7 protein-coding genes are annotated in these 6,489 nt (G+C 29.3%); 2 read left to right on the forward strand and 5 right to left on the reverse strand.

What is annotated here, in order from left to right; translation table 11 throughout:
- The 3 genes from BN350_RS20110 to ispF all read right to left on the reverse strand — a co-directional run.
- A partial coding sequence (locus tag BN350_RS20110) for a helix-turn-helix domain-containing protein (RefSeq protein WP_049945615.1) occupies positions 1-901 on the reverse strand: 901 nt, incomplete at its 3' end.
- Between the two features lie 108 nt (positions 902-1,009).
- On the reverse strand, positions 1,010-2,446 hold the full coding sequence (gene gltX / locus BN350_RS17920; protein ID WP_028044821.1) for a glutamate--tRNA ligase: 1,437 nt from the start codon (positions 2,444-2,446) through the stop codon (positions 1,010-1,012).
- A gap of 2 nt (positions 2,447-2,448) precedes the next feature.
- Positions 2,449-2,928, reverse strand: a complete 480-nt coding sequence (gene ispF / locus BN350_RS17925) for a 2-C-methyl-D-erythritol 2,4-cyclodiphosphate synthase (RefSeq protein WP_028044822.1) — start codon at positions 2,926-2,928, stop codon at positions 2,449-2,451.
- Between the two features lie 161 nt (positions 2,929-3,089).
- Between ispF and BN350_RS17930 the strand changes: the two genes are divergently transcribed.
- Positions 3,090-3,788, forward strand: coding sequence for a hypothetical protein (locus BN350_RS17930; protein ID WP_044600464.1), 699 nt, complete (start codon positions 3,090-3,092; stop codon positions 3,786-3,788).
- Here the strand turns inward: BN350_RS17930 and BN350_RS17935 are convergent.
- The gene (locus tag BN350_RS17935) at positions 3,775-4,809 is read right to left on the reverse strand and encodes a MerR family transcriptional regulator (protein ID WP_028044824.1); all 1,035 of its coding nucleotides are present in this window, start codon (positions 4,807-4,809) and stop codon (positions 3,775-3,777) included. The two genes, BN350_RS17930 and BN350_RS17935, sit on opposite strands and share 14 nt — an antisense overlap.
- Before the next feature lie 72 nt (positions 4,810-4,881).
- Entirely contained in the window at positions 4,882-5,880 is a 999-nt protein-coding gene (locus BN350_RS17940) for a Gfo/Idh/MocA family protein (protein ID WP_028044825.1), read from the reverse strand.
- A 300-nt stretch (positions 5,881-6,180) separates the two neighbouring features.
- Here BN350_RS17940 and BN350_RS17945 point away from each other — a divergent pair, with 300 nt between their 5' ends.
- Positions 6,181-6,486 carry a PTS sugar transporter subunit IIB gene (locus BN350_RS17945; RefSeq protein WP_028044826.1) on the forward strand — a complete coding sequence of 102 codons (306 nt, stop codon included), beginning with the start codon at positions 6,181-6,183 and terminating at the stop codon, positions 6,484-6,486.
- The last annotated feature ends 3 nt before the right edge of the window (positions 6,487-6,489 follow it).

The following is a 6,489-nucleotide window of genomic DNA, read 5'->3' on the forward strand; positions in this document are numbered from 1 at the left end:
TCAAATCATGCACATAATCTTGTAAATTCTCTATATAATCCGTGCTAATAAAAATACAATCCTCCCAGTTTTCTTCCATACTCCTATCATTATTCGATAACAACCATATTGTTAAGTCAACATCAAACTGATTTTCTACTCTCTGATTGACATCAGCCGATAAATTCATTCCATAAAAATAATCAGAAATTGGGCATGATATCTTCCCAAAATCACGCTCTTCTTTACCAACTTTTATTCTCATTGATTCAATGTTTTTAGCTGGAATGATTTGATCAAACATAAACAGATTCTCATATAAATCATTGTTTGGAGACTCAAATATTTTTAATTCAGCTTGGCTTTGATCATCGTAAGTAAAGATTAAAGTTTTATCTTTTTCTTCAATAAAATCATTTTGTAAATCTAATTGCCCACGCATACGAATCGTTTGTTCTTGAAGATTACATTCCTTTAATTCAGCATTAAAATCTATAACCATCCATTTACTCTTTTCTAGAGATTCACTTATATTTGTTTGTCTTTTTATTTCTTCTGTATGATTAAATTCAACATAACTCATCATTGGACATATTAAGAAAATCAAAATAAATACTATAACAAATGATGTTAAAAATATTAAAAGAGTATGATTTTTCTTATTTGTTTTTAACATCTGTTCAGATAAATCCTGAAAGACAACTGGATCCTCTTCTCTCTTCTTATCTTCCTTACCAACCAATTCATCTACACTTACTTCAAATATATAAGATAGTGCTATTAAAGTACGAATATCAGGTTCATTAAAATCTGATTCCCACTTACTGATAGCTTGTCTAGAAACAGATAACTGATCAGCCAATTGTTGTTGTGTTAAATTATGCTTCTTTCTCAACAATTGAATACGTTTTCCAACTGACATATTTACCCCTCCATCTTCTTTTAGTATACCTTAACCATCCAAAAATTGATATATCGAATTGGTAGCACAACGCAACATTATGGCGCATAAAGAAAAAAAAGGATGTTTCTATCCTTTTAGCCTTGCAATAACTTTATCTTTTCCAAGCAACATAATTGAACTTGCCAAATCAGGTCCATGCATAATTCCTGTTGTTGCAATACGAATAGGCATATATAACATCTTTCCTTTTGCCTTTGCTTCTTTTTGGGTCGCCTTGATACATGCTTGGATGTTTTCTTTTGTAAAGTCTTCTAATTCTTCTATTTTTGTTTTGAATACATTTAATGTATTTGGAATCGATTCGTCCTTCATGAATTCTACAGCTTCATCATCTAAATGCAACTCATCTTCAAAGAACAATGATACGAGTTCAACAATTTCTTTTCCATAAGATAATTGATCATGATATACAGCAATCAAATCTTGAATCCATTTTTCATCATGTTGTGATAAATCATATGCATTTTTTAAGAATGGTAAACATAATGCAACAACTTCATTTAAAGATCTTTCTTTAATATATCTGTTATTGACCCATTTCAATTTATCTTTATCAAACATAGAAGGTGACTTCGATAAACGTTTTTCACTAAACTCTCTAATCAATCCTTCATGATCAAAGATTTCCTGCTCTCCTTCAGGAGACCAACCTAATAATGCCATAAAGTTAAACATCGCATCTGGTAAATATCCATCTTCCTTGTATTGAGAAATAAATTGCATAATAGATTCATCTCGTTTAGATAATTTCTTTCTTTCTTCATTGACAATCAATGTCATATGACCATAAGTTGGTGCCGTCCATCCTAGCATATCATAAATCATTAATTGTTTAGGTGTATTACTTAAATGCTCTTCGCCTCTAAAAACATGGGTAATATCCATTGTATGATCATCAATAACTACTGCATAATTATACGTTGGTATGCCATTAGCTTTTACTAATACCCAATCACCAATATCTTCTGATTCAAAAGAAACGTGTCCTCTAATCATATCATCAAATTCATATGTTTTTCCTGCTGGTACTTTGACTCTAATTGTATAAGGCATTCCTGCTTCTTCATTTGCTTTCACTTGTTCTGGTGTTAAATCACAACATTTACGGTTATATTTTGGTGCAATTCCTGCTGCGACTTGTTTCTCATGTTCTGCATCTAATTCTTCTGGTGTACAGAAACACTTATAAGCATATCCTTTTTCTAATAAGATATCTGTATATTTTTTATAGATATCTAATCTTTCCATTTGTCTATATGGTGCATATTTTGGATTAGGATTTAATGGTGATTCATCAGGAATAATTCCTAACCATTCTAAGTTTTCTAATTGACTGGCTTCTCCACCTTCAATATTTCTTTCAATATCAGTATCTTCTAATCTAAATACAAAATCTCCACCATGATGTTTTGCAAATAAATAATTAAATAATGCTGTTCTTGCACCACCAATGTGTAAATGTCCAGTTGGACTTGGTGCATATCTTACTCTTACTCTATCCATAATTACCCTTCCTTATTTAATAATACAACACTTTGAGAAACAATACCTTCTTTTCTCCCAACGAAACCAAGTTTTTCTCCACGTGTTGCTTTTATATTCACTTGTGTGATATCACAATGTAAAACAGATGCAACATTTTCTCTCATCGTCATGATATGAGGAGCCATCTTTGGTTCTTCACACATGATAATGCTGTCAATATTACCAATCATATAACCATTTTCTACCATCAGCTGATACGTATGTTCTAATAATATCATTGAAGATATCCCTTTGTACTTTGGGTCTGTATCAGGAAAATGTTTACCAATATCTCCTAACCCCATTGCTCCAATAATACTTTCAATAATTGCATGTAATAAGACATCAGCATCACTATGACCTTTTAATCCTTTCTCATAAGGAATTTCTACTCCTCCAAGAATCAGTTTACGTCCTTCAACTAACTGATGAATATCTATAGATTGCCCAATTCTCATCATGTTTATCACCCTTTCTGTCCTATTCTAGCACAATTTTTTACAATATACAAAAGCAATATGTTATTTACAGATAAAATCTTAATTAAAGATTTATCCTATAAAAATTATAATTCAATTGCTTCATATACTTATTTAAGTTAAGATGATTATAGGTGATTTTAATGAAAAGCAATCCAGAAGAACTTAAAGACAGAGGAATGATAGATAAAGAAGAACTCATTCAACTTTCATCTTTATCTAAAGATGAATTAATCCAATATATGCAAATATCTCCTTCAATCAGAAGTGCTTGTATCCATTTATTATCAAAACAATTTCATCATGATGATGACTATACACAAATACTTTTAAATCAATTATGCAAAGAAACAGCTCTCTATACAAAAATAGAAATTCAAGATCAACTTTCTTTATATGGTAATGTGACTATGATGTGTCAATATTTAGGAAAAATAGGTCATAACCAGTATCGTAAACTTCCTCAAAGAGTTTCCTTAAAAAAAAGTTATCCTTTACCTAGGGATATCATCGCGAGAAGTCTTGCTCATATGAATATATCTCATTTCCCAGATTTCATTAAACAAATCCCACATTTAACAACTAAACAATTACAGGAAGCAGTTGATGCTTTAGGCTTTCTATGTTTCTATCATAGTGAACTTGCAACTTCAGATATTGAAGAAATGATTTATCAAATGATTAATGAATACCACAATAATGATTTAATAGTTTGGAAACTTATAACATGTCTCAGCGCTTTTCCTCACAGTTATACATTTCTTAACCATTTAAAGAAAATACAAAAACACCCTACTATCCTTATGGAAGTAGAGCGTTCATCAAACCTTATTGATCGTTAAGATAATCATCTAATTGTATACCATTTTTTAAAGCATAAAGGATATGTTGAGGATCTTTTATGTTTTTAACTTTATCTTCTAATATTACAGCAATATAGCGCATGTCGTCATCAAGTGTTAATGGCCAATAGAAATAGAAACTTTGCTGATCCTGAAATGTAAACTTGAAATCTGGTACATAAGTTTCATATGCTATAGGTGTTCCAATACTCATATATCTTTTCTTTGTATCTATGAAAACTTCTTTTATATCTTCATAACAGTATTTATGCATCAATTTTTCATCTTTTCCAAATAATACTGTAAAAAAATATATTAAGTTACTTATAAAACCATTAAATTGATAATAACGTATTCCATCACTCAGAAATTCTATAGACTGATTCATTGTATGATCAATTGTATCTTTTAAATACAAAGATGATAACTGAAAATGAGATGCAATCAATACCAATTGAGTTGTTAAGAACCCTATTAAATAAATAATAAACTTTAATATTATTGATAAATGAATTTCAGCAAAGTCAAAAAGAAATAAACTGATAACACCACCAAACAATGATGGTATAAGAGTATATATAATTCTTCTTATAACAAGTGGACGTGTTAATTTTCTTCCTAATGAAATGGTTTTTGTTGTTTTTTGAAATCCTAATTTACCGTGAGATGCTTTGACTTCCATTTGTGATAATGATGGAATAAATGGTATATCTTTATCATGATAGTAATCAATAGCTTTCTTAACTTCTTTTAAATCTTCAATATGTTTTTCAAGATGGACTTGATTAATTTTTAAACATTCATGAAAATTTAATTCGCCATTAATAATCCCTTTCACATCATCAATAGAAATATTTAAATTTCTCAAAAACTTAACAACTCTTAAAATACTTACATCTTCTTCACTATAATCTCGATATCCATTCTCATCTCTTTTTGGATGAATCAACTCCTCTTTTTCATAATAACGAATAGTATGTTTAGTAAGTCCCAGTTCTTTTTCTATTTCATTTGTTTTCATATTATTCCTTCTTTCTATCCTTATTTAACACTATAGAGTCACTCTATAGTCAAGAATTTTTAGAAAAAAGTTCTATTTCAAATAATTTTTATCTGCTGGAAATATAACTCCTGCTTTTCTTCTAGCAATTGTTTGTATTTTTGTAACAATTAAACTATGATCTAATCTTTGATAACATTGCTGATAATCTTCTTGCTGATACATATCTTCAAAAGCAATAAATTCTTCATACATACGATGAACATCTTTATTTTCATTGATTGTTTGAACTGTTCCATCATTCATCATAATATCAAACGATCCAATATAACTGACTGGTGTAGGAATATGAATACATCCCTGATCTCCTTGGATTGTATTTGATAATGGAGCTTTACAATCTTTAGCACCAATACATACGCATTTCATTGAAGTATAGTCTAAAACAAGAATTCCTGATGTATCTATCCCATTTTCAATATTTGGATAGTATTGGATATCTTTCGGTTCACCAAATAATCCTACTACAAAATGTATATTATAAATATTTAAATCCATTAATGCTCCACCTGATTTTGTATAATCAAAAGCAGGTAAAATATTTCCTTCTTTAAAAGCGTTATAGCGTGATGAATATTGTGAATAATTACATTCAACAATCTTAATATGCCCTAAATCTTTTAATAAAGATTTGATTTTATGATAATTTGGAAGATATTGATTGGTAATCGCTTCCCATAAAAATAAATGATTCTTTATTGCTAATTCTTTTAATTCTTCTGCTTCTTCAATATGAGATGTCATTGGTTTTTCTAATATAACATGTTTATGATTTTCTAATGCTTCTTTTGCATAAGAATAATGTAAATGATTAGGTAATGCAATATAAACTGTATCAACATCTTGATCTTTTATTAATTCTTCATATGATATTGAATATCTCTTCATATGATGTTCTTCACATATGTGCTTCAACTTTTCTTCGCTTCTTGGTGTTCCAGAAATATGAATCAACTCTATCCCCTTAACATCCTTTACAAAAGATAATAAATCTCCAACAATCATTCCACTTCCTACAATTCCTAGTTTCATCTTTTCTTCACCTCAGTACTATTTTAACACAAATACTTTCTTATATATGAATTCTTTTGAAAAGTTTTTTTCAAAAACAAACACTACAAAGATATAATCTTGAAATAAAGATTTCTTTTTCCTCCGTTTTATTTCTTTTCCTATAAATAGAATTATAATGAAACTGATGATGAAGATAGAATATGAACAAAACAATGAAAATGTTATTTCACTTATTGTTTAAAATCAAACATTCTATAATGATTTATTTCTATCTAATCATATTCTATCCATCATTAATACAAAAAGAGGAGACATTAAATGAAAAAAATACTTTTAGCTTGTAATTTGGGCATGTCTACAAGTTTACTTGTTAGAAACATGGAAAAATATGCTCAACAAATAGGAGTGGAAGTTCAGATTGCTGCAGAACCTATTGCAGTTGCCGAGAAGACATGGAAAGAATGGGATATTATTATGTTAGGTCCTCAAGTCCGTCATGTTTTTAATAGACTTAAAGATGCAACTGGTGGAGAAATTCCCATTGTTATCATAGATATGCGCGACTATGGTATGATGAACGGTGAAAAAGTCTTAAAGGCAGCTTTAGATCAATTAAGAGACTAAAAA

Source organism: Candidatus Stoquefichus massiliensis AP9, from assembly GCF_000455285.1.
Taxonomy (GTDB): Bacteria; Bacillota_I; Bacilli_A; order Erysipelotrichales; family Coprobacillaceae; genus Stoquefichus; species Stoquefichus massiliensis.

Bases quoted from the DNA above. Each gene is read 5' to 3' on its own strand.
- gltX (WP_028044821.1), bottom strand. From the start codon at position 2,446: ATGGATAGAGTAAGAGTAAGATATGCACCAAGTCCAACTGGACATTTA.
- ispF (WP_028044822.1), bottom strand. From the start codon at position 2,928: ATGATGAGAATTGGGCAATCTATAGATATTCATCAGTTAGTTGAAGGA.
- BN350_RS17930 (WP_044600464.1), top strand. From the start codon at position 3,090: ATGAAAAGCAATCCAGAAGAACTTAAAGACAGAGGAATGATAGATAAA.
- BN350_RS17935 (WP_028044824.1), bottom strand. From the start codon at position 4,809: ATGAAAACAAATGAAATAGAAAAAGAACTGGGACTTACTAAACATACT.
- BN350_RS17940 (WP_028044825.1), bottom strand. From the start codon at position 5,880: ATGAAACTAGGAATTGTAGGAAGTGGAATGATTGTTGGAGATTTATTA.
- BN350_RS17945 (WP_028044826.1), top strand. From the start codon at position 6,181: ATGAAAAAAATACTTTTAGCTTGTAATTTGGGCATGTCTACAAGTTTA.